The organism is Idiomarina loihiensis (genome assembly GCF_024584785.1).
Taxonomy (GTDB): Bacteria; Pseudomonadota; Gammaproteobacteria; order Enterobacterales; family Alteromonadaceae; genus Pseudidiomarina; species Pseudidiomarina fusca.
The window spans coordinates 2394876-2420762 of the sequence record NZ_CP074112.1; the positions used below are offsets into that span (position 1 = coordinate 2394876).

The following is a 25887-nucleotide window of genomic DNA, read 5'->3' on the forward strand; positions in this document are numbered from 1 at the left end:
TAGCTTCTCTATTGTTCCTTAACGGTTCCATGTTCCACGTGGAACATTTTAGTATCAGGACTTTTTAATAGGTCGTGAATATCACGTCCATCAATCGCAGATACAAAAACCTGTGAGTTGGATGCAACCAGTGCACCGCAAAATTTTGCTTGGCTCTCAGTATCTAACTCAGCGGTAATATCATCCACTAAATAGATACATTGAATACCGGTTCGTTGATGAAGATAGTCTCCTTGTACTAACTTCAAGGCTGCTACTAACAGCTTCAACTGGCCACGCGATAGAATGTTTTTTACATCCTCGCCGTTAGCCGTCATACGCATCTCGGCTTTATGTGGCCCTACTGTTGAGTGACCATATCGAATATCTTGCTCTTGATGCTTTACCAATGCGTCAGCGAGACTTAGTTCTTTATCCCAACCAGACCTCAAAGAAAAATTGAAATCATAACTGGGCAAAAACTCTTTTAGTCTTTCAGACAACACTGGGATAAACGCTTCTAAATAAGCATGGCGAAAACTATGCACCTGCTCGCCATAGTGAGCAAACTGCTTATCCCAGTATTCTCTTTCCCTTTCAAACCGCTTCATTTTAAGCAAACTATTACGTTGCTTAAGGACCTTGCTGAAGTTTATCCAGTCTGGGTAAAACGAATGTTCCACGTGGAACACTCCCCAATCGATAAACTGACGTCGTAACTTAGGCCCACCTAAAATCAGTTCAACACTCTCTGGTGTCATTAACTGCACAGGCACCATTCGCGCTAGTGCAGAAAATTTCTTTTCGCGCTGCTGGTCGATTTTCAGTTGAACATCGCCTTGCATGGTGCGCTGAAAACCCACTTGATGCAATGTGCCTGTCTGTTCGACCACCTTAGCAAACACCACGAACTGGTCTTGCTCATTTCGAATTAACTGCTTGTAGGTACCGTGTCGAAAGGAGCGCCCAAAACCTAAGCAATAAATCGATTCTAACAAGCTTGTCTTACCGCTACCGTTTTGACCGGAAATGATATTAATGGTCTTTCCTGGCTTTATCTTCGCGCTTTCAAAATTTCTAAACTGCGATATAGCTAACGTATCTAAATACATAACAAGCTTGCTATGCGCCTTAGAGGCGCATAGGCATAACTACATACAACGACGAATCATCATCGTTGTCTTCAACCAAACCACTGGCATCAGGACCTGAAAGCGTTAACTTAACCTGGTTACCCTGGATGGTGTTCAATACGTCAATTAAATAACTGACATTGAAACCGATCTCCAGACTAGCACCTTGGTAATCGACTTCGATCACTTCCTCAGCCGTTTCTTGTTCAGGGTTGTTCGCAGTTAAGCACATCTCGCCGACACTCAAATTAACCCGAACACCTCGATACTTTTCATTAGACAAGATCGACGCTCGTGAACAGGCTTGCTTAAGTGTATCGCGGTCGGCGACCACAACTTTATCACCGCCACTTGGTAGCACGCGACGATAATCTGGGAAACGCCCATCAACGAGTTTACTGGTAAAACCAATGCCGTTCGTTTCAACACGAATATGATTGTTGCCAATCAAGACTTTCACTTCAGTATCAACGTCATCTAGTAGACGCAATAACTCTGTGACACCCTTTCGCGGCACTATAACTTGGCGCGCTGCCAAATTAGGTTGACCAATGGAGCAACTGCTCATCGCTAGGCGGTGACCGTCTGTTGCAACAGTACGCAACGTATTTGCATCCGTCTCAAACAGCATACCGTTCAAATAATACCGAACATCTTGGTTAGCCATCGAGAAGCTCGTGCGTTCCATCAAGTCTTTCAAGGTAGACTGACTCGTCACTAACTGAATATCGCTATCCCAGTCATCGATGTTAGGGAAGTCTTCAGCCGGCAAGGTTGCTAAGGTAAACTTACTACGACCCGAGCGAATCATCGCTTTATCAGCTGATGCGCTAAACTGAACGAGCGCACCTTCTGGTAGACTTCGGACAATATCGACCAGCTTCTTGGCTGGCACTGTCACTTGCCCCGCTTCACCATCATCAATGGCACAAGACGACACCAGCTCTACTTCAAGATCCGTACCGGTCAAACGAATGCCATCAGGCTGAACTTGAATCAGCACATTAGACAAAATTGGAATTGTATGACGGCGTTCTACCGCGCCACTTACAACCTGAAGTGGCTTGAGAAAAGCATCGCGATTGATGGAAAATTTCATCCCCACATTCCCCTGTTGTGTTTATCCCAAACGCTGCGGTACCAATTATGCCGACAACGTACGGATTAAGTTTCTGTAGTCTTCTTTTATATCATTCTGCGTGTCTTTTAGTGATTTAATTTTTCGACACGCGTGTAAAACTGTTGTGTGATCTCGCCCACCAAAGGCATCGCCAATTTCTGGCAAACTATGGTTGGTTAATTCTTTCGCCAGCGCCATGGCCATCTGCCGTGGCCGCGTTACTGAACGGCTACGTCGCTTCGAGAGCAAATCCGCAATTTTGACGTGATAATACTCTGCCACAGTTTTCTGGATATTATCTATGGTTACCAACTTTTCTTGCGCCGCAATCAAGTCGCGTAAGGCCTCACGAACAAAATCTATGGTTATCTGACGGCCCGTTAAATTCACGTTAGCCGCTAACCGGTTGAGTGCTCCTTCTAATTCCCGCACGTTTGAACGTAAACGTTTAGCGATAAAAAATGCAACTTCATGAGGTAAGGTAATGCCTCGTTCTTGTGCTTTACGGATAAGAATCGCCACCCGCGTTTCTAATTCCGGCGGCTCAATCGCTATCGTTAGGCCCCACCCAAAACGTGAGCGCAATCGGTCTTCTACCCCTTCAATTTCTTTCGGGTAAAGATCGCTGGTCATGATGATTTGCTGATTACCTTCAAGTAACGCATTGAAAGTATGAAAGAATTCCTCTTGAGACCCTTTCTTGTTGGCAAAGAAGTGAATGTCATCAATCATCAATGCATCAACGGAGCGATAATAACGTTTAAATTCATCGATGGTGCTGTTTCGAATCGCATTAACCATATCCTGCACAAATCGCTCAGCCCGCATATAAAACACCTTAGCGTCTTTCTTATGCGCCATGATGCCGTTACCCACCGCATGCAATAAGTGAGTTTTACCTAAACCCGTACCGCCATAAATAAATAGCGGGTTGTAAACACCACCGGGATTTTCGGCAACTTGTTGTGCTGCAGCTAGAGCTAATTGGTTTGATTTACCTTCAACGAAATTATCAAAGGTATACTCCGGCACAATATTGCACTCAAATGCAGGCGCTGGCGTACTTTCAGTGGTCCATGGTGTATGCCGCATCGCAGGCTTGCGAGCTGGAGCAGCTTGCGGGGTGGGTGCTACCGGGGCTGCTGACGGAGCCGCCGCTTGCTGAATACTGCCTACCGTAAAAGCAACGTGTGGTGCCTTGCCCTCTTGCTCTGCTGCTAACTCGCCTAGGTAATCATTGATGAGGTTTAGATACTTATCTTTAACCCAATCCACCACATACATATTAGGTGCATACAAGGTTAAGGTGTCATCTGCTATTTCTGCCTGAAGGGGACGGATCCAGGTATTGAAGTGCTGCGCTGTTAATTCGCTTTGTAATCGTTCCGCACATTGTTGCCAAAGCGATTTATTCACACCTGACTCCATTATTTTGCTTTTATAGTTATGGTCTAGATTTGACTGCCCACGGATCATCTCGATCCTCTGTATTTATTGGTTGTTCAGTCACCGAATAATGAATTTGATTGTACTGAAAAGCCCCGCAGATCGCTAGCGTTTGCGGTAAAATAACTAGGCACTTGTCGCATCTTTATCCACAATCAGAATCATTCTCAACTCAGGTTTGTGGATAGCTTTTTACGTTGACTTTGATCCTTTTAACCGTTAGAATTCGCGCTCTAAATTTTTAGGTAACTCGAATACGGAATTAACGTCATGAAAAGAACATTTCAACCAAGCGTATTGAAGCGCAAGCGCACTCACGGTTTCCGTGCTCGTATGGCAACGAAAAATGGCCGCCAAGTTTTGGCTCGCCGTCGTGCCAAAGGCCGTAAAGTTCTGACTGCTTAATTGAAGCAGAACTATCATTACGGGCGGGAGTTACGACTACTAACTCCCGCGCACTTCCAAACTGTATTTAACTCCCCTCCGGTGAAAGCCGTTACGGCTGAGCTTACCGTGCTCGCTGTTCCCAATTATTCTGATCATCCACGCCTTGGCGTTACTATCTCCAAGAAAAAAGCAAAGCGTGCAGTTGATCGAAATCGCATTAAACGCAAGATTCGCGAGAATTTTCGGCTAAAACAGCATAAAATACCGGCATTCGATATTATCGTTATAGCGAAAAACGGTGTCGTAGACCTTTCAAGCGAAGACCTACAACAACGTCTGGATTATTTATGGCGAACTTTAAGCAAGCGTTGCGAGCAATACCTATCGGCTTTATCAGACTCTACCAGCTGATAATTAGTCCGTTAATCGGCCCCAGATGTCGATTTACCCCAACCTGTTCACAGTACGCCATAGAAGCTATCCAAAACCATGGTATGATGCGTGGCTTCTGGCTTGCCAGTAAACGCATTATAAAATGCCATCCGGGCCATCCCGGTGGATTCGACCCGGTGCCAGGAACTGAACCTGTACCGGACCAAGAACATCAAAGTAAAACAGAGACGAAGCACTAATTATGAATTCGCCACGTTCTATCTTGTTTATTGCTTTTTTGGTTGTGAGTTTTTTTCTCTACCAAAATTGGCTGATTGATACCGCTCCCGGCACTGAGAAAATTGCCGGTACTGAACAAACTCAATCACTAGATTCTGGAATTCCAGAAGCCCGTACTGACACAGGCGTAACTAGCAGCAGTGTACCTAATGCGACTAACGCAGATATGCCAGCTACTGCAAACGCACAACGCAGCCAGTGGGTGACCGTAACAACAGATGTTCTTGATATTCGCATCGATACCCTAGGTGGTGATGTGGTCAACGCACAACTCTTGAAGTTTGCTCGTACCCAAGACTCTACCGAACGTTTTGAGTTGCTCCACGCAGAAGCCAATAACCTCTATATTGCTCAATCTGGTTTAGTGGGTACTGATGGCACCGACTCCGCCGCTGGCCGCCCGACGTTCCACGTGGAACAGACCTCTTTTGAAATGCAAGGCGATGAGTTACGGGTTCCTCTTCATTTAACCCTAGAAGATGGCTCAAGCTTAACTAAAACCTTCGTCTTTACCGCTGGTTCGTATGCCGTTGACGTGATTTACAGCATCCGTAACGCTGGCACCGAGCACAAGCAAATGCAGTATTATGCTCAGCTCAAGCAGGTGATCACTGAAGGTTCTGGCAATATGATGATGCCAACCTATCGCGGTGGTGCTTACTCTTGGGATGAAGATCGCTACGAAAAATATGCCTTTGATGATATGCGTGACCAACGCTTGAATCGCTCAACCGAAAAAGGTTGGATTGCGATGTTAGAGCATTATTTTGTGTCTGCTTGGATTCCTCGTGCTGAAGGCACCAAAACATTGTTTTCTCGAGTTATTGGTGGTGACCAGGCCATCATGGGCATGATGTACCCAACCACGGTGGTTGCTCCAGGTGCCACTGCCGAAATCAAATCAACTTTGTTTATGGGTCCTAAAGACCAAGACGCTATGGAGTTGGTTGCAGAAGACCTTAACCTCACCGTAGATTATGGCTTCTTATGGTGGCTAGCTCAGCCCATCTTTAAGTTACTGCAGTTCTTGCAAAGCTTCTTGATTAACTGGGGCTTGTCTATCATCGCCGTCACCGTGGTGATTAAGCTGGTGCTCTATCCGCTAACCAAAGCACAATACGTGTCTATGGCTAAAATGCGCATGATTCAGCCCAAAATGCAGGCATTACGTGAGCGCTACGGCGACGACCGTCAAAAAATGTCGCAAGCCATGATGAAGATGTACAAAGAAGAGAAAGTAAATCCTCTCGGTGGTTGTTTGCCGATGTTACTGCAACTCCCAATCTTCTTAGCCTTGTATTGGGTTCTGTTGGAAAGCGTTGAATTACGCCATGCACCGTTGTTCCTGTGGATTTCAGATCTTTCTGCAAAAGACCCGTTCTTTATTCTACCGATTTTGATGGGTGCATCTATGTTCTTTATGCAGCGGTTACAACCAACCCCTGCTACGGATCCGATGCAGCAAAAACTACTGCAGTTTATGCCATTGATTTTCACTGTCTTCTTCCTGTGGTTCCCATCAGGCTTAGTTCTGTACTGGTTAAGCAGCAACTTGATCACTATTGGTCAGATGCAGTGGATTTACCGCGGCCTTGAGAAGAAAGGCATGATGGAACGTAAGAAGAAGAAATAATTCATGAGCTTTCATTTGGCTAACGACACCATTGTTGCTCAGGCCACGCCCCCAGGGCGTGGCGGTGTTGGTATCGTTCGCGTGAGCGGACCCGCTGCACGTGTGGTGGCTGAACGTCTCCTGGGTCACTGCCCGGTAGCACGTAAAGCTGAATACCTGCCATTTAAAGATTTATCCGGCAATCTCCTTGATGAGGGGATTGCCCTATTCTTTCAAGGTCCTCATTCTTTTACCGGCGAAGATGTGCTGGAGTTGCAAGGCCATGGCGGTCCGATCCTGATCGACATGATCATTAAGGCCATTCTAGACTTTCCAGATGTTCGCCCCGCTCGCCCCGGCGAATTCAGCGAGCGCGCGTTCCTAAACGATAAGTTAGATTTAACTCAAGCCGAAGCTATTGCTGATTTGATTGATACCACCTCAGAACAAGCTGCCAAAGCGGCTTTACAGAGCTTACAGGGCGGTTTCTCGCATGAAATTGATCAGCTCGTTGACCAAGTTATTCACTTGCGTATGTACGTCGAAGCTGCCATTGATTTTCCTGAAGAAGAAATTGATTTTTTAAGCGACGGCAAAGTTTCTGGCGATTTAGAAGCCATCATTGACCGGCTCCAACAAGTGATGGTGCAAGCCAAGCAAGGCTCTTTGTTACGCGAAGGCATGAAGGTGGTGATTGCAGGTCGCCCCAACGCCGGCAAATCGTCGCTCTTGAATGCTTTGGCGGGGCGTGAATCTGCCATAGTGACAGCCATCGCTGGCACCACCCGCGACGTTTTACGCGAACATATTCAAATTGACGGCATGCCACTTCATATCATCGACACCGCTGGCTTACGCGAAAGCCCTGATGAAGTTGAGCAAATTGGCATTGCCCGAGCCTGGGACGAAATACGCGGCGCTGACCGCGTCCTGTTTATGGTTGATGCTACCGAAACAAACGCTGTACATCCTGCTGACATTTGGCCGGAGTTTTTCGCTCAATTACCTGACGACTTACCTTACACAGTAATTCGCAACAAAGTAGACCTCAACCAAGAACCGGTAGCTTTAGAGGATATTGGTGGTATTCCAGTGCTCCATCTTTCGGCTAAAACTGGGCATGGCGTTGAATTGCTGCGTCAGCACCTTAAACACTGTGTGGGCTATCAAGCTACCAGTGAAGGTAGTTTTATGGCTCGAAGACGCCATTTAGACGCCTTAGAACGCGCCCGTGACCACCTGCTGATAGGGCAAGAACAGTTAGAACTAAATTTAGCGGGCGAGTTGCTCGCTGAAGAGTTACGTCTAACCCAGCAGCATCTGAATGAAATCACTGGCGAATTCACCTCTGATGACCTACTAGGCAAAATTTTTAGTAGTTTCTGTATCGGGAAATAAAACGACCATCTACCGCCAGTACTTAGCTATTCAACAAGGCCAAAACCGTTTCAGGAACAGCGTTGGCTTGGGCTAATACGCTTTGTGCGGCTTGGTTGATTATCTGTGCTTTGGCTAATCGAGAAGTTTCCAACGCATAATTTGCATCCATAATCCTACTTTTGGCAGCACTTAGATTGGTTACCATCCCTGCATTATGATCAATAGCTGCACTCAACCGGTTTTCCATCGCCCCCAAGTAACTGCGTTTGGCATCAACCATACCAATAGCTCTATCCAAAGCTGCTAATGGGTTGGGTGGCTGACGCAAACGGAAGTCTTCACCCATTTCGCGAATATTCAATTGAGTATGCGCCACCCCATCATCGACAAAGCCATCGGCATCGGTGATGGCTGTAACACTATAATTAACACCCGCTGAGACATTACTTGGATAGTAAAAAACCACCTCACTGCCACCATTTTTAGTCCGTATTACAACCTCTCCGGTACTATCTAAGTCGACCAAAGTCGCTGTTTTATAGCCGCTAAAGTCAGTACTTGAACTCGGTAGTTGAAAAAAGTAATTACCATCGTCACTTTGCCGCAACACATCCGTATAGGTTTGTCCTTCAAGATCGGTATAATTCACGCTTACATTGCGGGTATCGATAAGGATTTCAGAATAACCAGATACACGGTCCTGCTGCTGAGCTGTTGTACCTAAAACCAGAGGAGTAGTTTGGGTTGCATCCGCTCGCACTGCGCTCAGTTGCTGTTGCCCATCAAACTCGAGGTCAACATTCGCGTTAAAGTAGGCCTGCTACCATCGGCTTGCTCGCCACGAATCACCCATTGCCCCAACCCATCATTTCGTTGCACGAGAGTGAGGTTTGATAATCCGGAAAAGTCTGCACCACTAAATTCTACGTTCGCAAATGCAGTAAAATCCGTAGCGGGTGTCGCCCAGCTTGAAACGCTCGCTGCGCTGGCCAAATCAACACCAGTAAAGCTTTGGCTAGCCGCCGTCAACGCTAAGTCGTACTCTTCACTTATATTACTCAACGCGTAATAGCTATTATCTGCTGCTTGCAGATACAAATCGCCGCTAGCTGTGTCTTCTACAAGAACAGCCCCAGGATAATTGATGATCACTTCATCAACCGCGGTTAAGGCGTAGTCATTACCAGCAAAATTAAAGCTATCACTCACTGCAACAAAGGTCTCCGACCCAGTCAGGGTGGTGGCGCTTGCTACTGCATCCAGGCGCAAACGATCGGTTTGTTCAATAGCGGCTACGCGTTGATAACGCATGTCACTCCCGCTACCACTTTGAATATAGAACTCGCTGGTGCTATCTGCTTGCACTAATGCCGCAGAGGGTAACGAGTTACCACTATCGCTCACAAAACTAACGTTTGCGGCTGCAGCTAGGTTGTAATCGATACCAGCAATAGTAAAGTCATTTTCAACCGCCGTGTAGCTCCCCATTTCCGGATTCGATGGAGCATAACTGCTTTGTGCCGGATACACTTTATAGGTGTAGGGATTACCATCGATGTCATACCCCGTCGCCCAGTCTTCTTCGTATTGCAGCAAGGTATTGGCCTCACGGTAACTCAAACTATCATCGGCGTTGCGAGACTCAATGTAAAAGGTGCCATCCGCTTCTAGCAGACGCTCATTAGGGTTAAGCGCTGGCAAATCGTTACTTCCTGCATTCAGCGAAGGGTTAAATAAGTCATAAGCTGGCGTGATGGTCACCGAGCTAGTATCCGTGGCGGTAGTATGGGTCGCCGCAACATTTAACCGGACAACCCCCTCAGCACCGTCACTAGCGTAATAGCCCACACTTGGATTGTAGAACAGCGGCAGATTCACCCCATCTGCGCTCAGCGTTGTAGCTGCATCATACAAGCCAATGTGCTGAGCTACACCGGTTAACTGATTGCGCTCAGTAATGGTTGTTGGTGGACCAGCGATGTTAAATCCGGCCAAGCCTAGCGCATCAGTAGAGAACCCTGGGCCGGTCAGATCAAGCTGCAGCGTTTGTTGGTCGTTAGCCCCCACTTGCATGCTGATTCTGTTTGCACCGCCGTTAAGGAGCTTTAATCCGTTGAAGTTGGTCTTTTCGGCGAGGCGGTCGATTTCTTTTAAATGCTGATTAATTTCTGCCTGAACCGTATCTTTGTCTTGTTTATTTAAGTTATCACTTAAACCTTGCACACTGAGCTCACGAACTCGTTGCAGGCGCTCATTGATACTATCAAGCACACCATGGGCTGTTTGACTCAACGAAATGGCATCTTGAGCATTACGAGACGCTTGCTGTAAACCGCGCGTTTGACTACTAAAGCGATTAGCTATCGCAGCACCGGCAGCATCATCTTTGGTATGGTTAATTCTTAGCCCCGACGACAGTCGTTCAAGAGCGACTGCCACCGTTGATTTCGCTTGCCATAAATGGACTTGACCTTTCTGCGAAAGAATATTGGTATTAATTATCGACATACCTGTCCTTGCCATATTCCATAGGTAAAAGTAGGAACTCAATGATGCTATACAGAAGTTATCGGATAGCCGGCGACATTCTTTAATCTCTATGCGCCAGTTCATGACGCGACATCAATCGCAAGGCCCTAGCTGCTGAACTAAAACTTTTCCCCCTTAGTGACTTTATTTGCGATAATGCAACGGCATAAATAAGTCATCACGACACATTTTTATAATAACGAGAGAACATCATGGGTCTTATAATCAAACTCATCCTAGGGATTGTTGCAGGTACACTTATTGGCCTCTACACCCCCGATTGGATGACACAGCTGCTACTAACCTTCAAAGCAATTTTTGGTCAGCTGTTATTTTTTACCATTCCGCTGCTCATCCTGTTTTTTATCACAAGCGGTATCGCTGGATTACCAAAAAATTCTGGAAAACTACTCGGACGCACCCTTGGTATCGCCTATTTATCCACAATCATCGCCGGTATTGTCGCCTATTTTGTGGCCAGTATTGTGGTGCCTTTCTTAACGACTGCCGCTAAGAGTGCTAAACAAACAGACGCTAACGCGCTGGAACCATTTCTTACCTTAGATATGCCCCCCGTATTTGGGGTTATGACAGCATTGGTCCTGGCTTTTATATTTGGGTTAGGGATTGCAAGCACCAAGGCTGAAAACTTAAAGCAAATAAGTGACCAGGGTCGTGACATCATCGAGTTACTATTAGGCAAGGTGATCATTCCTTTATTGCCGATCTATATTGCTGGCGTATTCGCAGAAATGGCCGCTGCCGGCACTGTTTTCGCCACTCTCAAAACCTTTGGTATCATCTTGCTGCTAGCAGTTGCACTGCACTGGGTTTATATCACCGCGATTTATACCCTTGCCGCGCTGAAATCAGGGCGTAATCCTTTTGCGCTTATCAAAAACATGTTGCCAGCCTACTTTACTGCGCTTGGTACCATGTCTAGCGCTGCGACTATTCCGGTCACCTTGCAGAGCGTGAAAAACAATAAGGTTAATGATGACGTGGCCAACTTCGCCGTGCCTTTGTGCGCGACGGTGCATTTGGCAGGTTCAACAATCACCATTGTTAGCTGTACTCTTGCGGTAATGTATTTACATAGCGCACTCGCTATTCCGTCATTTCTTACCATACTGCCATTCATTTTGATGCTAGGCGTGGTGATGTTGGCTGCGCCAGGAGTACCAGGAGGTGCCGTGATGTCGGCGGTTGGTTTGCTGGGATCTATGCTGGGTTTTGGCGAGACCGCCATTGCACTTATGATTGCCCTTTATATGGCCCAAGATAGCTTCGGCACTGCCTGTAATGTTACTGGCGATGGTGCGATTGCGCTGCTAGTCGATTCGTCACGGCAGCAAGCATAATTAATTGGTTTTATAAATAAAAACCCGCCTTTATAAGGCGGGTTTTTTGATGGTTAATAACTAGCGTTGCCAATGCGCTTAAGCGCTAAGCTTGATTTGGCACTATTCGTAACTCGACGCGACGGTTTAACTGCCGCCCAGACTGAGTATTGTTATCTGCAACTGGCATGGTTTCACCATACCCAACTGTCGTAACTCGGCGACTATCCACTGCTTGGCCTACTAAATGATTACGTACAGCATTTGCACGGTTCACACTGAGGGTTTGATTATATTCGGCAGCCCCGGTGCTATCCGTGTGACCTTCCACAATCATGGTGGTTTTGTTGTATTTATTCAACACCTTAGCAACATCATTAAGAACCGGATAAAAACCTTCGCTGACCACCGTGCTATCGGTAGCAAAGGTTATGGCGCTAGGTAATTGTAGGCGAATATTGTCACCATCACGGATAACTTCAACACCGCTACCTGCTAGCTCTTGGCGAAACTCCTCTTCTTGCTGGTCCATATAGTTACCTATCGCGCCACCGGCGATAGCGCCTACGACAGCACCCCATGCATACCGACTTTTATCATGGTCGCCCGTGCCTTTACCTAATACGGCACCTGCTACAGCGCCGATTGCTGCGCCTTTTTGCGCGTTGGTCATATTGGCACAACCGGTAGCCACTAGGGACGACATGGCTACCACTAACATAAGCTTTTTCATACAAGGTTCCTTTTAATGCTGATTCAAAACCAAACATAGCTTACTAGCTTTCTTTACAATGAAAGTAGCACATGCATCCTGACAATAAAGCTTTCTTTGCGTGTTCTTTACCCTCAACCAAGCTTACTTAGTAGCTGGGGATTGCGGCGTTCTACGAACAAAAAATGCCACCACCAACGAGGTGAGAACCCCCATCACAAAGGCCCCAAGCACGGCTTGCAACATGTAGCTTTGCAATGAGAAATATTGGGCCGCAGCCGTGGCCTCCATGAGTCCGTTCTGCACCGCATAGTCTGCCATATTAGTGAAGAAATGCGGACTAATCAGGGTATGGATAACCCATTGCGATAGTGGCGTTAATAAGGCGACAAAAACACTGATTAATAGGCCGCATTTAAATGCTTGCCCCCAACTAATCAAGCCTCCAAAAACACGATCTCGCTTATCCCGTAGCGCCAGCACATAGATGGTTATTGCTACAATCGCGAACACATTAGTATAAATCGCATGTTCTTCTATACGTGTGCTATGCAATCCGAACAATCGCTCGATCAGCATCCACACCCACATCGCTAGAGTAAAGATAACGGCCCAGCGCAATTCTAGTTTGATAGCATTCATAGGGTTGTCCTTGTTTTATTATAGTTCTTATTGCGATAACAACTTCAAGAGGTATAGCAGAAACTAGTTATATTGCCCAATTCGCGCGCGAATACGTTTAATCGCTTGGCTATGCAATTGACTCACTCGAGATTCGGTGACATCAAGCACCGCACCAATTTCTTTAAGATTTAGTTCTTCTTGGTAGTAAAGCGTCATCACCAACTGCTCACGCTCGGGTAAGGCTTCTATAGCCTGCAGCAAGAGTCCTTTGAGTTCGGCATCACCAAAGAGATTCTCGGGCTGGCTGGCTGGATTTTCCGCAGACTCGGTGTGAGAGCTATCCTCCAACATATCGTCGTAAGACATGATAAGCCCGTTATTGGTATCCAATAACAGCTGTTGATAATCGCTCAAAGACATATCTAAGGCTGCTGCAATTTCGCGCTCTTCGGGGCTGCGACCCAACTGCTGTTCTAGCTTGCGTATCGTCTGTTCAAGTTCGCGTCCGCTGCGGCGCACACTGCGCGGCAACCAATCGCGACTCCGCAGCTCATCAATCATGGCGCCACGAATACGTTGATGGGCATAGGTTGAAAACGCCACACCTGCCTCAGCATCAAAACGCTCGACACAACTTAACAGGCCTTCAACGCCAGCTTGGATAAGATCGTCCACATCGATACTCGCCGGCAACCGCACCTTCAAGCTAAAGGCTTGTTTGCGCACCAGCGGATAGTATTGCTCTATCAAGCTCTGTTTGTTGATTTTTCCTGCAGCCGTATACATGCGTTAGGGTCCTGTTTTATTGCACCAAATTAAGACGACAAGACTAATAATTCAATATTAAAGTAGCGTTTGGCGACATCTTGTAAGTTAGCCAGTAAACCTCGCCGCGCCAAGCTTGCTTGGTGTAATGCAAGAATTTGCTTCGGTGCACCCGCCTGGTGCATGGCTTTCAAGGCTCGATATGCCCGTGCGAAACTATCCAAATCATCATTGACCCAGAGCGCCCAGCGTTGGTAAGTACCCACCAACCTAGTCATCTCAGGATAATCTGATGCAACTGGTATCACCCGCCATTGGCTTGCATCACCCACCCATTTTTTACCAGCCGCAGCCCAGCGTTGAAATACCTCTAATGCCGCTAAGGCATGTTGCTCATGCAAACTAGGCAAGCCGAGCACCACCACTTGCTGCCCGTTGAATTGTGACTCATTCGATGGACTCACCTGTTCACTCACCGCTTGCTGCTGGTCTTGCGATTGGTCTTGCCGCTGCGCAGCCCACTGGCGCAAACTTGCTGCTTGATCACTCATACTACTGCGTTATGCTCCTGCTTGTCGCCCTGCTGCCACCAACGCTTGGTGAGCCTGTAGAACTCGCAACATACCAGGCACTAATTTATCCCCCTGCACGCGTCCTCGCTTACCGGTTAAGCTAAGTAACTCACCGCGTAAATGGGCCGCTTCAGGGTGCTGACTGTACTCTAACTGCAAAGCGGCGGCGGCCAGAGTTCCAGCCAACAGTAACTGCAATGGTTGCCCGGCCTCACGCATGGTAGTCTTCAACTCGTGCCATGCCAACCTGGTCAAACGGCTGTACTCTTCGCTTTGCAGCATTGCTTTAACCCGAACTACGAGTTGCTCCGCACTACATCTGCTATCAAGCATCCAATAACGACGCTGCACGGGGTTTTTACCACTGCCGCCATGTAATTCACCATAAACTACCTGATAAGGAGCATCTGCTTGATGACTGTCTGCGGCAGCAATGCGCAACTCTAACCGGCGCATTTCGCCACGATACAGGAGGTTCTGTTTGGTTAGCGGAATAGCATGCTTCTTAACCAAATCAACGGCTGCAAGCTCAGCCCCTTGAAAGCTTAATTTGTGGTTTAGATTTAAACTCACCAACCAACCGGTTCCATGTTCGATAAATATCTCTAACAGGGTGGTCGCGGGTAAATAATCAAATAACTGCACCGGTGCCAACTGATAGTCCGGTTGCAACTCATCAGCTTGCTGCAATACCGCCGGTAATTGTGGCGCACCGTCGGCGTTTAGGGCCAAATGGGGCGTGCGATGCTGCCAACCTTGCAAGGGTTGTGGTGCCGCCCAACGCAACAGCGGAGGAGCCGCTGCAGCAGTGCTAGCGTTTTCCGTAAAGGCCATAGCTTGTAGAGGACTGGGCCATTGCTGGGTGCGCCAAGCTTGCTCAAATTCGGTAAACCCTGCCAGTTGTGCTCGTAGCGCTTGAATACTCGACTGAATCACCGAGCCTTGACTGATCACTTGGTTAGCCGCCAAACCGGTAGCCAAAGGTTGCTCCCACTCGGCTTGGGCCAGCACTGATTCATTCACCTCGTTCGCTAAACTCTGACTGATCAGCGCGGCAATATCTGGTGCCTGAATATCTTCTGGCACGCGTTGCCCGACCGAACACGATTGAATGGTCAGCTTATGCCGAATAACCGTATCTAACACGCCACCAAGTAGCGCTGACTCGTCTAGTTTGGTAAGCACACAGTCTCTTACTGGTAATCCACTTTCGGTACCTAAACGCTGATAAATAGAAGCTACTTCGGCTAGGGTTTCAGGTTGCGACGCGGCATTTAACAGCAATACCACGCGCGTAGAATCTTTGTAATCATCAGCACCTAGAGCCGCGATTTTCTGGGCTAAACGCTGGTCTCTTTGACTCATGCCGACCGTATCCACTAACACCAAACGCTTGCCCTGCATTTTTTCCTGCAAGCTGTTCATGGTGTCGCCTTCGGCCAAGGCATGCATCTCTACATTAAGGAGCTCAGCATAAATAGCCAGTTGTTGTTGAGCCCCAATCCGATAACTATCCGTTGTTACTAACAACAGGCTATCGTGGCCATGGCGCATCACGTAGTGAGCTGCCAACTTAGCTGTGGTGGTGGTTTTTCCCACCCCGGTCGGGCCTACTAACGCAAGCACCCCTTGGTGCTCAAGTAAGTCCCAAGTTCCAGCATGATGGCTTATGCGTGCACCTAATTGCTGCTCAAGCCATTCTTGTGCTGCGGTTAACTGCTTGGCGGAATGATTTAAATGCACCGGTAGCAATGCTACTAATTGGCGGGCTAGCTCATCGCTATAGCCGCCCGCTCGCATCTTGCGATACAGCTTACGTTTATTGTCGTCGGGTACTTTTAGCCCTTGCTGTTGGTGCAACATCGCCCGCATGTCCTGCACGTCGCTTAACAGCTGCTGTGCCACTTGTGAAAAGTCGCTACCGGCAATAACACCCGAGGTGGCCTGATGCCCGTTCGTTGACGGAGCTGTAGTGTCACTTAACTGCAACAGTTCTGCTTCAGCAATGGCAAAAATCTCTGCCCCTTGTGCCGTTTTGCGGGATAACACAATCACCGCATCATCGCCCAACGCATCACGTACTTGTCGCATTGCATCTTTATGGCTGGCCGCTAAAAAGCGCCGAATACTCATGCCCTTTCTCCGATTACGGTCACTACTTGTATACTACGATCGTCTGGAATTTCAGCCTGCGATAATACTACCAAATCACGTAGCTGACGGCGCAAAAAGTGAGACAACAGTGGCCGTAAATTAGGTGCTACCACTAATACCGGTGGTAGACCCATAGCCTCAGCTTTGTGCATGGCCTGCTCGGTTTGTTGTTGTAACGTCATCGCTAAGCTAGGTTCAATTGAGCTATTTTGCTGCAAAGCTTGGCTTAACATGGTTTCTAGCTGCATGTCTAAGCCCATTACTTGCAGATTACGCTCACCGCCAAACCATTTTTGCGTGATATTTCGCCCTAAAGCTATACGCACTCGGGCCGTTAATTCATGCACATCAGACTGTTGTCCTTCAAACTCTGCCAGTGTATCAAAGATCGAGCGTAAATCGCGGATAGATACGTCTTCTTCTAGCAAGTATTGCAGCACCCGCTGTAGGGTCGTTACGGTCACGCACTTAGGAATAACGTCGTCAACTAACGCCTTATTCTCTTCGCCCAGTTTATCTACCAACTGCTGCACCTCTTGGCGACCGAGTAAATCTGCCGAATAGCGCTGTAACAGATGGTTTAAATGAGTTGCCACTACGGTACTTGCATCAACCACCGTGTAGCCAAAGATTTGTGCATGCTCACGTTGATCCGCTTGAATCCAATGGGCCGGCAAACCAAACGCAGGGTCAGTGGTTTCTATCCCTTCTATCGCGCCAGTTACTTGGCCCGGATTAATCGCCAGCCAACGATCCGGGTAAATCTCCGCACGACCAATCTCACCGCCTTTCAGGGTAATGGTATAGGTGTTTGGTTTGAGCTCTAAATTATCGCGAATATGAACCACAGGTGGTAGAAAGCCCACTTCTTGGGCAAACTTCTTACGCACACTTTTTATTCGTCCTAGCAGTTCACCTTGCTGATTATCATCCACCAGTGCTATCAATCGATGGCCAACTTCCATGCCCAAAGTATCCACTAACTGCACATCTTGCCAACTAGCTTCAGGGCTACTGAAGGTGGGTGCAGGAGCTGCTTCGGTGGCGCTGGCTGCGGCTTGCTGTTGCTGCTGCTTTTGCTGTAAATACCAAGCAAATCCGCCCAACATGGCGGTGAACAACAAGAAGATAAAGTTTGGCATGCCTGGCACTAAACCAAGCAAACCAATCACCCCGGCCGCCAAATACAACACCTTAGGGCTGACAAAGAGTTGCTTTATAAGCTGCTGGCCAACATCTTGCTCGGTGTTGACCCTAGATACAGTTACCCCGGCTGCGGTTGAGATAATCAGCGCAGGAATCTGTGCCACCAAGCCGTCTCCGATGGTCAGCAACACATAAGTATGGGCTGCGTCACCGGCACTCATATTGTGCTGCATAACCCCAATTAATAAGCCGCCGATAATGTTCACTACCATGATCACAATACCGGCTACAGCATCACCACGAACAAACTTACTGGCACCGTCCATCGACCCGTAAAACTCGGCCTCTTGAGCAACTTCTTGGCGGCGTCGACGAGCTTCTTCTTCACCAATCAGGCCGGCGTTAAGATCGGCGTCAATCGCCATTTGCTTGCCGGGCATAGCGTCTAACGTGAACCTAGCTCCAACTTCAGCAATACGTCCGGCACCCTTGGTAATCACCATAAAGTTAATAATGACCAAAATGGCAAAGACCACTAGGCCAACCGCAAAATTACCGCCTACCAAGAATTCACCAAAGGCTTCAATCACCTTGCCTGCCGCGTCACCTCCGTTATGCCCCTCCATCAACACCACTCGGGTTGAGGCCACGTTCAAGCTCAGACGCAATAGCGTGGTAAACAGCAATACAGCAGGAAATGCAGCAAATTCAAGAGGCTTTTCGGTGAACATACTCACCAATAACACCATCAAGCTGAGCGCAATGTTAAAGGTAAACAAAAAGTCCAAGGCAAAGGGCGGCAATGGCAATACCATCATCGCCAAAATCATCAAAATTAGAACCGGGCCTACCAGCACTTGCAGCCGTGCAGTGGTCAAGCTACCCGCGAGGGCTTGATAGCTTAATTTCATGATGCGGGTACCTCATAATCTGCAGGAACAACAATGTTTTCAGGCGTTGGCGGCACAGCGACGGTGCCTTGCTCTGCGCGTTTTAACTGGAACGCCCAAGCTAAAACCTCGGCCACAGCGGTATAGAGAGCGGCAGGGATCTCATGCCCTAAATCAACGTGAGTATACAATGCTCGCGCCAAGGGTGCAGCCTCTAAGCGGGGGATCTGGTGTTCATCACCTAACTCTCGAATACGCTGAGCCACCAAATCTGTCCCTTTCGCAATCACTCTGGGGGCACCCATGGCACCATCTTGATACGACAAAGCCACGGCATAGTGAGTTGGGTTAGTAATAATCACGTCGGCTTTTGGCACCTCACTCATCATTCGGCGCCGGGCCATAGCTTGTTGCTGCTGTCTAATCTTACCTTTAACGTGCGGGTCACCCTCTGTTTCCTTGTTTTCTCGTTTTACTTCTTCTTTGCTCATCCGCAATTTTTTTGTATGGGTGAATAATTGATAGGGCACGTCAAACAGCACCACCACTATTAGAGTTAGAATCATCAAGAGGCAGGCGAGCGCAGCAAGTTTCATGGCCTCAAACAAAGCACTCTTAACGTTTAGTGACATCAGCGCCAAAAAAGTATCGCGGTGTTGCCATAAAAACAGCATCAATACGCCGCCCACCAAGATCGACTTCGCCAAAGCTTTACCTAATTCTGCCAACGCCTGGCTCGAGAACGTGCGCTTAAGTCCTTTTAGTGGGTTAAGCTTTTCAAATTTCGGCTGCAAAGATTTAGCCGACACCACCCAACCACCTAATAGCGCCGGAGCAATCAAGGCCAACAGCAGCATCACGGCAAACAAAGGCAACAGCGCCAGCAGTGCTGATTGGCCCAACTCTAGAACATTTTGCAGCATAGGCCCGGCTTCAGACACTTGTAGGCGTTCAAACAGAAAAGCTTGCTCCATCACCCTACCCAAGTTTTGATAAAGGGTTTCGCTTACGGCCCAAAGTACGCCAACGCCGCCAAACAGTATGACAAATGTCGTTAAATCACGCGATCGTGCAACCTGACCTTCTTCCCGCGATTTTTCAATTCGCCTGGCCGTGGGGTCTTCTGTTTTTTCCTGATCGCTGGTTTGTTCTTCTGCCATCGCTGCTGCTACGCAATAAAAACTTAGAGTTAGGGATATTGCGCTCTAGTATGCCGCAGTTGAGGCGGTTTGAAGGACTGAATAACGGGGTTAGAACCCTTTATTTCGAGGACTGTTTGGTGCTTGGTGGATCGCTAACACGAGGGTCGACCACTGACGGGTCTATAGCTTCAGGGTCAGCAATGGGAGCTGGTTCAGCTTGCTGATCTTGAGGGAAAAATCCTTGGCGCTTAATAAAAGCTGCCGATTCTGGCGTATGCACCACTATAGTAATGCGTCTATTACGCGGATCAGCCGGGTCGGTACCGTCTAAGGGAATCCGGTCCGCCGCTCCCATCACCAGTAACAACTGGTCCGAGTTAAACCCGCCTTGCAGCAAAGCTTTGCGCGACTCGTTGGCGCGATCGGCTGACAATTCCCAATTACTGTAACCTCGCTCACCACCGGCATAAGGTAAGCTATCGGTATGGCCAGCAATGGTTATTTCATTGGGTAACTCATTTAATAAGGGGGCTAACGTCTCTAATAGGCGCTGCATGTAGGGTGCTATCGTGTCACTACCGATCTCAAACATGGGTTTGGTCTCGGTGTCTAACATCATGATGCGTAAGCCTTCGCGAGTCACGTCAAAACGTAACTGTGCTTTGAGTGCACGCAGAACGGGGTCGCGATCTATCTCAGCCTCTACCCGTTGCCGTAAGTTATTGAATTGTCGGCGCGTAAAGGCTGGCCGCGTCTCACGACGCAGATCGATACGAGCCTGCTCGCCAGCGCTATGAGAGGGGTCATCACCACCTCCTTTGATAGCACTGGTACTGGCCGACGCTCGGTCACCACCAGCCATAGCTACTAACAAGGGTGTGCGAAAATACTCAGAAATACTTTGCTTCTGCTTTTCCGACGACATCGACAAAATCCACATCACCAAAAACAACGCCATCAACGCCGTCATAAAGTCCGCCAGCGCAATCTTCCAACTGCCGCCGTGGTGTTTCTTTATGATTTTCTTGCGCCGAATAATAATCGGTCGTTGTTGCTGGTCATTCATCACGAAGCGTCCGATTTTGCTCCACGTACATAGTCTTCAAGCTCGTTGAAGCTAGGACGCTCTTCCGAGAACAACGCCTTACGGCCAAATTCAACCGCCAATTGCGGTGCATAGCCATGCATACTGGCAAGGAGAGTCACTCGAATCACCTGGAGGGTTTTCGACATTTCTTGCACTTGCCGTTCAACGCGACTGGCAAGCGGATTGATAAAGCCGTAACCCAATAAAATACCGAGGAAAGTTCCGACCAATGCATGAGCAATCATGTTACCCATAACATCCGGCGGTACATCGGCAGTACTTAATGCCCGCACTACCCCGAGCACAGCTGCAACGATACCAAAAGCCGGCATGGCGTCACCTACTTTGCTCAAGGCATCCGCTGGGATTTCTCCTTCGGCTTCAAAGGTTTCTATCTCGTGCAGCATCAACTCATCTAGTTCTTGTGGGTTCATGTTGCCACTAATCATGAGGCGTAGATAATCTGAGATGAAGTTCAGCATCATCTCATCTTCTAGCACATCAGGATGTTCGCTGAAAATGGCACTTTCGGTAGGATTTTCAATATCGCGCTCTACCGCCAACATCCCGTCTCGGCGCATTTTATTGAGTAATTTATAAATCACTGCCAGTAATTCAAGGTAGGTTTCGTTGGTGTATTTGGTCGAGGGCTTAACTCGCTTAGCCATCTTTAAGGTAGCTTTTATAGCCTTGCCATTATTTGCCGCAATAAAGGCTCCAAGCCCAGCACCACCAATGATGACAAACTCCAACGGCTGGAACAAAGGCCCTAACGAACCACCAGCCAAGGCATAACCACCAAATACCGAAGCAATAACAATGATAAACCCTAGAGGAACGAGCACGGCCTAATCCTTCTCTTTTTTACTATAAGAATTTTATCGGCCACAACAGGCGAAACTTAAGCAGGTTTTGTTGCTTTTGGAGATTTATTTTTCAACGGTTTACCGGCTCGGGAGGGGGGTGCGCAAACACCACATACGTAGTCTTTATCTGGGGTATGAGCATGATTAACGAATTTTAGCCCACAACAGTTGCAGCTAGACAACTGAAACATGTCGCTTTCAAAAAACCGAATGAGTGTCCAAGCGCGGGTGAGCGCCAACACATCTTCTTCATTGCATAACCGAATATGTTCTTGATAGAGCTTGTAGGCCTTGATAAAAGCTTGCATCCGCTCTAATTTTTGTTGCTCGCGCAAACGCAGGTAAATGTTGTAGAAAAAAGATGCATGTACGTTCGGTTGCCACGTCATAAACCAGTCCGTAGAAAAGGGCAACATACCTTTTGCTGGTGATTTACCTGCGACTTCTTTATACAAGCGAACCAAGCGACCACGGTTAAGACTAACTTCTGATTCAAGCACTTGCAATCTGGCACCCAGCTCTATCAACTCGATGGCGAGTTGCACTTGGTTCAGTTCATCAAGTAACTTGGTAGAGCTCACAAGCTATCCTTATACCGATGCCATCAACATCGCTAAATGAGTTTGTTGCATGCCGGTGTCGCGTTTATTACCAAGCACCGCTTGTAACTGTTCTACTGGACCCAAACTTGGTTTAAGTAGACTGTGTGGCTGGCGTGCAAGCAAGGTGAGTTCTTTGGCCGACAAGCCTTCAATAAGATCAGCAAGATCCTCGTCAATTTTAAGACGAAACATAGCAGTATCGCGATCTTCTGCAATTAACTTTTGCACCAGCATCAAGTAACTTAAATTAAGTTCTTGTAGCTCAGCGATAATTCTATTTTCAGACATGTACTACAGTCCCAGATCCATTAATCCATACAATTAATGGGATCTTTAACAAATATTAACAGTGCAAGTCAAGATTTCGGCATAATTAAAACGGTTAAGCACTCATAGCCACATGTTGCCACGTTGTTATTTTGGTTCGTTTTTTGAGCTGTTTTGAGCATCAATCTCTAAACCTTTCGCCCATATTAACAACTCAGCCACAATGACCCACATCGTTTGGGGTACATAGGTATCGAGTTCCAGTTGCGACAACAAATCCACCAACTCCGGCGAATCATGCACAAACACCCCATGCTCATTTGCCAGTGCGATCATCTCTTCCGCCACTAGCCCCTGCCCCTTAGCAATCACCTTGGGCGCAGGTTCAAATTCTTGATATCTTAGCGCTACTGCTTTCTTGTTTGGTTTATCATGATTCATTGGCTAGCACCCCTACAGCAATGGGATCGACCTGCAATCCTGTCATTTGCCTTAAGCGTTGGGCTAACATATCTACCTGAGACCGTACCAGCTGCACTTGAGAATCTGTGCATTGTACCTGCATCGTGAGATGTTGATCACCTAGCCTAAGTTTGGCTCGCAATACTCCAAGCACTGGTAAACTCAATTTTATCTCACTAGTCCAAGCTGCGGCTTCGGGCTCATCTCCCTGTTGTCGCCGTTGCTCATCACGCCAACGTTGCACTAGAGGATTAACCTCGGGTTGCACCAACCATTGCAGCGTGGCTTGAGGCCATAACTCGGTTTCAATACGCAACATGCCGCTATTAAGTAGGTCGATTTGCTGCCCTAAAATAGATTGAATAGTACTGGGAGTGCGATTTTGCGGCTGTTGTTGCAGCAAGTTTATTGGCGCTTTTTGTGCAGCCCAGCGGGCTAATAACGTCTCGTAGAATACGCCAGAATCTTTCACTAATGTCTGTAATTTGCTAACTAATGCAGCGACATTCAAGTTAGTCGCTTGAGCTGGGAATAATTGCCCCGCAGTTTGGATAAAGGCTGATTGCGAACCACGTGGTGGGAGTTGCTGCTGCCAGCTGTCTATTAGCTGTAATAAGCGCGCTACTTGCTGACCCGCTTGGCTAAATTCAGTGGTGGTTGCGGCGGCTTGAATGGGGGCAACTGGTAAAGGATGTCTGGGCAGAGCTGCCACCGGGCTGCGCTGCTTGGCAACCTGGTGGACTAACGTATCGAGAAGAGGTGTGATGCTGCTCAATTGCGATAACTATGCTCTAGTTTTTGTTTTTTATTCATACTGCGCAAGGTTTGCTCAAGCATGGTTCGCCGTGCAACCAAGCGTTCGCGAATCTCGCGGTCTTGATCCATGATAGTGCTTAGCAACTGCAATTTATCGAGCTTTTGCTGGTCACTCAACTCAACTTCTGCTTCAGCAACGCTCAACCGTTCCACTTCTTCAACGTATTGTAGCTCAGCTTTAATTAAGCTATCCCAGTCTTCGTTACGCACACTAGCTAACATCTGGTTTGAGTGCTCGAGTAAAGTGTAATACGACATAATAACCTCCGTCGCAGAGAGAGCATAGGTGCGGGCAACTCGCTCAGATGCTGACACTGCGATCATGCTCCTTCAACCTGTGGCTGAATTTCTTTCCAAGCAGCACCAATTTGCTCCAACAACGCTGCAGCTTCGTCTAGTTTCGCTACATCATTGTGCAAATTAGCTTTCAGTAGCAACTCAGCCACGTAGGTATAAAGGGCCTCTAAGCGTTCAGCTAAGTCACCACCTTGTTCTTTATCTACGGCAGCCAACAAACCTTGGTTCACAATATCCAACGCCTTGCTAATTGACTGAGCTTTAGCAGCTATGTTCTTTTGCGCAATGTGTGCTTTCGCGCCTTTAATGGCTTGAATAGCCCCATCAAATAATAAACTAATCAGTTTGTGCGGGCTCGCTGAAAGAACATGGCTTTCAATTCCTACTCGACCGTAAGCGGCCGCTCCACGCATACCGTACATAGGTAGTTACTCCTGCTACTTCTTATTGCCTAGCTGCGCATTTAAAGCATCAAACTGCTGCATTAAATACGAACTAGTAGAATTCATATTAGCGATCATGCTGTCTAGCTGACCAAACTGCACTCGATACCGCTCTATTGTTCGAGCGATGCTGACTTCTTCTCGTGCATAACGTTCTTCAAGACGTTCTATCGCACTCTTCATACCTTCGGTACCCAGCGCTATCGGACCATTTTCGTCCAATAACTGAGTGACCGTATTACCAGCTTTAGCGACGAAGCCATTCGCCTCGTCAGTACCAACGTTTTCGGTACCCGTGAAGAAGTTACTTAATTGCGTTAGTTGTGTACTGGTTAGCTCTTTCAGCTTATCTGTGTCTAGTTCTAACGAACCATTGAGCTGTCTGCTGATACCGATCTCGCTTAAGGTATTAAGCCCCTCGCCATCTACAGCTTCAGAAAAAATGCTACGCAAGCGCGTTTCTACGGTGCGCAAACCACTATCACCCAACAACCGGCCAGCGGTCTGAGTTTCAGCGTTGTATTTGCTTAAGTCTTTGATGGTGCTTTGTAAGCTGTTATAACTTTTCACAAAGTTCTCAACAGCACCCGTGATAGCCGCTTCATCTCGGGTGACATTAACCGTGGCAGTCTGCCCTTCTTGTTCAAGAGTAAGGGTTATGCCCTGCAACGCATCGGTCACTTGGTTTGATTGGCTACTAATGCCAATCCCGTTCACGATTAAACTGGCATTGGTACCGGCTTGAATCGAGCCAGCATCAACTGCTAGCTCATCACCAAAGCCATTAAAGGTTAGTGAACTTACGGCAGCATCTACGCCGGTTTTACTCGAGGTCAAAGCTAGACGGAAGGGTGCGTTAGGGTCGCCGTCATTAATGATCGAGGCGGTGACATCACCTTGCTGAGCATTAATAGCATCCCGAATACCTTCTAACGAACTCGCACCGGCTTCGATATCTATACTATGACTGGTGCCATCACCGAGATTAAAGCTAAAAGTTCCAGCCCCTAAATCACGACTTTTATCGTCTACTCCAAGGGTTGCACTGCTGTACGCCCGCGCTAGGGTATTCACTTGAACGTTATACGAACCTGGTACCGCACTTGCGCTAGCTGCTGCCTGCAAACCTTCGCCAGTTACTGAGCTACTAACGGCTTGAAAGGTCTCTGGTTTACCAAGGTTGGTTAAGGCATTTTGAAACGCCGATAACGAACCTTCTAGACGACCATAGGCAGAAATGCGCGCCTGATAGCTAGCGCGTTGTTGCACTAACGGCTCTAAGCGCTGACGTTCAGCTGATTCTAGCTGCGTCAGTAAGCCATTTAGATCTAACCCGGAACCAATTCCGAGTGCTGCAATAGATGCCATATCAATACGTCCTATTTAACTGCTAATCAGTTTGCCTGATGCGAATCAATTCAAAACCGATAATAGCCGCTGTTAT

Annotated in this window: 27 protein-coding genes; 6 read left to right on the forward strand and 21 right to left on the reverse strand. The window is 47.7% G+C overall.

Going from position 1 to position 25887, the window contains the following annotated elements:
• Positions 1-8: 8 nt before the first annotated feature.
• The 3 genes from recF to dnaA are packed head-to-tail and all read right to left on the reverse strand — an operon-like array spanning position 9 to position 3648.
• Positions 9-1091: a DNA replication/repair protein RecF gene (gene recF / locus KGF88_RS11415; RefSeq protein WP_153826546.1), complete on the reverse strand. Its 1083-nt coding sequence runs from the start codon at positions 1089-1091 to the stop codon at positions 9-11.
• A 19-nt stretch (positions 1092-1110) separates the two neighbouring features.
• On the reverse strand, positions 1111-2211 hold the full coding sequence (gene dnaN / locus KGF88_RS11420; RefSeq protein ID WP_153826545.1) for a DNA polymerase III subunit beta: 1101 nt from the start codon (positions 2209-2211) through the stop codon (positions 1111-1113).
• Between the two features lie 45 nt (positions 2212-2256).
• Positions 2257-3648, reverse strand: coding sequence for a chromosomal replication initiator protein DnaA (dnaA, locus tag KGF88_RS11425; RefSeq protein WP_257119935.1), 1392 nt, complete (start codon positions 3646-3648; stop codon positions 2257-2259).
• A gap of 300 nt (positions 3649-3948) precedes the next feature.
• Between dnaA and rpmH the strand changes: the two genes are divergently transcribed.
• From rpmH to mnmE, 5 genes are read left to right on the forward strand one after another with little or no spacing between them, the layout of a single operon-like run.
• Positions 3949-4083 (forward strand): 50S ribosomal protein L34, encoded by a 135-nt coding sequence (gene rpmH, locus KGF88_RS11430; protein ID WP_110075714.1) that lies wholly within the window; start codon positions 3949-3951, stop codon positions 4081-4083.
• Complete coding sequence (gene rnpA, locus KGF88_RS11435) at positions 4084-4476, forward strand: ribonuclease P protein component (RefSeq protein ID WP_110075715.1); 393 nt, start codon at positions 4084-4086, stop codon at positions 4474-4476.
• On the forward strand, positions 4413-4697 hold the full coding sequence (gene yidD / locus KGF88_RS11440) for a membrane protein insertion efficiency factor YidD (protein ID WP_110075716.1): 285 nt from the start codon (positions 4413-4415) through the stop codon (positions 4695-4697). The genes rnpA and yidD overlap by 64 nt, the downstream gene beginning before the upstream one ends.
• Positions 4698-4699: 2 nt before the next feature.
• On the forward strand, positions 4700-6370 hold the full coding sequence (yidC, locus tag KGF88_RS11445; protein ID WP_153826543.1) for a membrane protein insertase YidC: 1671 nt from the start codon (positions 4700-4702) through the stop codon (positions 6368-6370).
• 3 nt (positions 6371-6373) lie between these two features.
• Positions 6374-7747, forward strand: a complete 1374-nt coding sequence (gene mnmE, locus KGF88_RS11450; protein WP_153826542.1) for a tRNA uridine-5-carboxymethylaminomethyl(34) synthesis GTPase MnmE — start codon at positions 6374-6376, stop codon at positions 7745-7747.
• Between the two features lie 22 nt (positions 7748-7769).
• Here the strand turns inward: mnmE and KGF88_RS11455 are convergent, their stop codons facing one another.
• Positions 7770-8489, reverse strand: coding sequence for a flagellin (locus tag KGF88_RS11455; protein ID WP_153826541.1), 720 nt, complete (start codon positions 8487-8489; stop codon positions 7770-7772).
• A gap of 5 nt (positions 8490-8494) precedes the next feature.
• Positions 8495-10237, reverse strand: coding sequence for a hypothetical protein (locus tag KGF88_RS11460; RefSeq protein ID WP_162014509.1), 1743 nt, complete (start codon positions 10235-10237; stop codon positions 8495-8497).
• A gap of 233 nt (positions 10238-10470) precedes the next feature.
• Between KGF88_RS11460 and KGF88_RS11465 the strand changes: the two genes are divergently transcribed.
• Positions 10471-11619: a dicarboxylate/amino acid:cation symporter gene (locus KGF88_RS11465; RefSeq protein WP_153826539.1), complete on the forward strand. Its 1149-nt coding sequence runs from the start codon at positions 10471-10473 to the stop codon at positions 11617-11619.
• A gap of 85 nt (positions 11620-11704) precedes the next feature.
• On the opposite strand, the gene KGF88_RS11470 is transcribed toward KGF88_RS11465, so the two are convergent.
• From KGF88_RS11470 to fliD, 16 genes are all read right to left on the reverse strand, one after another.
• Positions 11705-12331 (reverse strand): OmpA family protein, encoded by a 627-nt coding sequence (locus tag KGF88_RS11470; protein WP_110075721.1) that lies wholly within the window; start codon positions 12329-12331, stop codon positions 11705-11707.
• Between the two features lie 123 nt (positions 12332-12454).
• Complete coding sequence (locus tag KGF88_RS11475) at positions 12455-12952, reverse strand: DUF4199 domain-containing protein (protein WP_153826538.1); 498 nt, start codon at positions 12950-12952, stop codon at positions 12455-12457.
• 63 nt (positions 12953-13015) lie between these two features.
• Entirely contained in the window at positions 13016-13720 is a 705-nt protein-coding gene (locus KGF88_RS11480) for an RNA polymerase sigma factor FliA (RefSeq protein WP_153826537.1), read from the reverse strand.
• Positions 13721-13749: 29 nt separating this feature from the next.
• Positions 13750-14250 carry a hypothetical protein gene (locus KGF88_RS11485; RefSeq protein WP_153826536.1) on the reverse strand — a complete coding sequence of 167 codons (501 nt, stop codon included), beginning with the start codon at positions 14248-14250 and terminating at the stop codon, positions 13750-13752.
• 9 nt (positions 14251-14259) lie between these two features.
• Positions 14260-16404 carry a flagellar biosynthesis protein FlhF gene (gene flhF / locus KGF88_RS11490; RefSeq protein ID WP_153826535.1) on the reverse strand — a complete coding sequence of 715 codons (2145 nt, stop codon included), beginning with the start codon at positions 16402-16404 and terminating at the stop codon, positions 14260-14262.
• Positions 16401-18482, reverse strand: coding sequence for a flagellar biosynthesis protein FlhA (flhA, locus tag KGF88_RS11495; protein ID WP_153826534.1), 2082 nt, complete (start codon positions 18480-18482; stop codon positions 16401-16403). Before flhA ends, flhF begins: the two co-directional genes overlap by 4 nt.
• Positions 18479-19621 (reverse strand): flagellar biosynthesis protein FlhB, encoded by a 1143-nt coding sequence (flhB, locus tag KGF88_RS11500; protein ID WP_153826533.1) that lies wholly within the window; start codon positions 19619-19621, stop codon positions 18479-18481. The genes flhA and flhB overlap by 4 nt, the downstream gene beginning before the upstream one ends.
• 100 nt (positions 19622-19721) lie before the next feature.
• Positions 19722-20669 (reverse strand): flagellar motor protein MotB, encoded by a 948-nt coding sequence (motB, locus tag KGF88_RS11505; protein ID WP_153826532.1) that lies wholly within the window; start codon positions 20667-20669, stop codon positions 19722-19724.
• Positions 20669-21535 carry a flagellar motor stator protein MotA gene (gene motA / locus KGF88_RS11510; protein WP_162014508.1) on the reverse strand — a complete coding sequence of 289 codons (867 nt, stop codon included), beginning with the start codon at positions 21533-21535 and terminating at the stop codon, positions 20669-20671. The genes motB and motA overlap by 1 nt, the downstream gene beginning before the upstream one ends.
• Before the next feature lie 56 nt (positions 21536-21591).
• On the reverse strand, positions 21592-22137 hold the full coding sequence (gene flhC / locus KGF88_RS11515) for a flagellar transcriptional regulator FlhC (protein WP_162014507.1): 546 nt from the start codon (positions 22135-22137) through the stop codon (positions 21592-21594).
• A gap of 9 nt (positions 22138-22146) precedes the next feature.
• Positions 22147-22446, reverse strand: a complete 300-nt coding sequence (locus KGF88_RS11520) for a flagellar transcriptional regulator FlhD (protein ID WP_153826531.1) — start codon at positions 22444-22446, stop codon at positions 22147-22149.
• Positions 22447-22572: 126 nt separating this feature from the next.
• Positions 22573-22866, reverse strand: a complete 294-nt coding sequence (locus KGF88_RS11525; RefSeq protein WP_153826530.1) for an EscU/YscU/HrcU family type III secretion system export apparatus switch protein — start codon at positions 22864-22866, stop codon at positions 22573-22575.
• Complete coding sequence (locus KGF88_RS11530) at positions 22856-23662, reverse strand: flagellar hook-length control protein FliK (RefSeq protein WP_153826529.1); 807 nt, start codon at positions 23660-23662, stop codon at positions 22856-22858. Before KGF88_RS11530 ends, KGF88_RS11525 begins: the two co-directional genes overlap by 11 nt.
• Positions 23659-23961 carry a flagellar protein FliT gene (locus KGF88_RS11535; RefSeq protein ID WP_162014506.1) on the reverse strand — a complete coding sequence of 101 codons (303 nt, stop codon included), beginning with the start codon at positions 23959-23961 and terminating at the stop codon, positions 23659-23661. Before KGF88_RS11535 ends, KGF88_RS11530 begins: the two co-directional genes overlap by 4 nt.
• 62 nt (positions 23962-24023) lie before the next feature.
• Positions 24024-24422: a flagellar export chaperone FliS gene (fliS, locus tag KGF88_RS11540; protein ID WP_194928196.1), complete on the reverse strand. Its 399-nt coding sequence runs from the start codon at positions 24420-24422 to the stop codon at positions 24024-24026.
• Between the two features lie 15 nt (positions 24423-24437).
• Positions 24438-25811, reverse strand: a complete 1374-nt coding sequence (gene fliD, locus KGF88_RS11545; RefSeq protein ID WP_153826528.1) for a flagellar filament capping protein FliD — start codon at positions 25809-25811, stop codon at positions 24438-24440.
• Positions 25812-25887: the final 76 nt, after the last annotated feature.